The organism is Comamonas sp. C24C, assembly GCF_053345995.1.
Window position 1 is genome coordinate 1 of record NZ_JBKFBC010000027.1, and the last position, 2025, is coordinate 2025.

The following is a 2025-nucleotide window of genomic DNA, read 5'->3' on the forward strand; positions in this document are numbered from 1 at the left end:
CAGGCCGCTGACACTGGTGCTTACAGCCGTGGCGGTCGAGTTGGCGGTGCTGGCAGTCGCATTAGCAGCCGTGGCCGTTGAGTTGGCAGCATTGGCTGTGCTTTGCACAGTTGAGAGTTGACCAAAATTAACTGCATCGGTAGCTTCGCTACCTGCCACAAGTTCTGTGATCTTTGAGGACCTCATATTAATGCCTTTGGTGACATTAATGCCATTATTCGCATTGATAGTACCGTTGGAGTTCAGTGCGGTGCGGCTTGTCAAATTGAGGCCTGCAGGGGCGTCTATATAAGCACCTCCACGCACTCCCATACCATTTATCGAACCCAACTGGAATGCGGCATATTGCCCACTATTCCCTTCGAGAGCAGCAATACCAGGAGCGCCAACATTTTTAGCTGATGCCGACATCGCAACACCCGTATTTTCTCCGGCACACCAGCCGTCAAATGCCCAATTATTGACCGCGAATCCACTACCATTCTGCCTGTTTGATACAGATTGAGTGGCCCATGAATCCCCGTCACACAACAACATCTCACCAGCAATTGAATGTCCGCCCGCTCCCGCTGCAATCAAAGCGACACAAGCAATAATACCGCGCGGCCCAGTCTTCGATCCTGAACTTTTTCCGGTATTAAGAGATTTTTCAGAAGCCACTACCAAACAGCCCCGGGCTTTACTCCATATTACATTGTATATTACGTTCACGATTTTTACTTTACTATACTCAAAGAGATTATTAATATTCAATCTGACTATTTTATTTTTCATCAGATATAAAATATGGTATCTAATATGTGCACCATCCCAAACCAACTCTGTTAAAAACATTAACATTTTTAACAAAAATTAACCCCAGACCGATTTGATAGTTATTGTTTCATCCTCAAAAAATGCCATGAAATCATGACTTGTTTAATATGTCAGTCCATTGCAGGAGGGGCGCGCACCACTACGCAAAAAGCCAGCGGCATATGACACAGCATGGAGCGTCGCGAACGGAAAAATACGGTGACCACCCAAGGTGGCATGCAGAGCTGAAGGAAAAAGCAGTGCGCAGCAAGTCGCCAAATAGGCCCGTTTGTGACGAAAAATTGGAGTCTTTTTTGCTCAGAAGGAGGAGTAGGATAAGTCAATGGGCAAGGTGCCGACAGTGCAAATCCAGGCATCATGCACACTCCCATTCAATAGCAAGCCAATACTAATTATGCGGGGCTCGCGGGTGTATGCGGGATGCCCCGAAAGAGCCAAGAGGCTTACGAGTCAGTGTAGCAATTGTTTGCCCTCGCACACACTGACAATTAATTCTGAAATACACTCATTCCAGCAGATCTTTCAAGGGACAATCCGAGACCCAATCCTAGTAAATTCAGCCACCCAGTTCAATGAAGGCGCCGAAAAGATTTCGTGCCGCGAGATCCCAATATTGGCTCAAGGGTCTATATAGCTCATGTACCACATTCATTCGACGACTTGAGCCAGCCTGCTAAACGCTTACGACATGAGCGAACAATGCTGCGCTTGATAAGTTCATCCAACTTTGCATGCAGATCTCCAGATATTGCATATGTATGTTATTGATCTATCACTGCTGGTAAGAGCAGCTCAATCGACTGAGAATACCTTCACCAGGGCCCTAGCATGCTGAAGCAGTAGATGGCGCAGGTCGATGTAACGTTCGCGATCCAATCGGCGTGGATCCGGGAATAAATCAGAATGTCTCGATTTATAACCGCTGCGGTGCGCAGTATAAGATCACCCTACATGCAATCTACTTGCACCTGATTTCACCGATCTTAAGCTGAGTCAATCCTCATGACTTGCATTTGAGTTTAGCTACCCAACTAAGACTGGCTAACACCACCTATCCACGAAGCGTGCGCAGATGATCGCTGCCGCCAACTTCAACAGCGCTTCGTGGATATCCAGTCGTCGTTCAAAGCGGATTCGCAGCTTGCCAAAGCCTGCAAACCAGCTGTGCGTCCTCTCCACCACCCAGCGGTGCTTACCCAGCCGTTGGCT

Annotated in this window: 2 protein-coding genes; both read right to left on the bottom strand. The window is 47.7% G+C overall.

Going from position 1 to position 2025, the window contains the following annotated elements; translation table 11 throughout:
* Positions 1 to 840: ESPR domain-containing protein (locus ACLBXN_RS24500; protein WP_447613871.1), on the bottom strand; the 840-nt coding region annotated here is incomplete at its 3' end.
* A 1017-nt stretch (positions 841 to 1857) separates the two neighbouring features.
* On the bottom strand, positions 1858 to 2025 hold a 168-nt coding region (locus ACLBXN_RS24505), incomplete at its 5' end, for a transposase (RefSeq protein WP_447613857.1).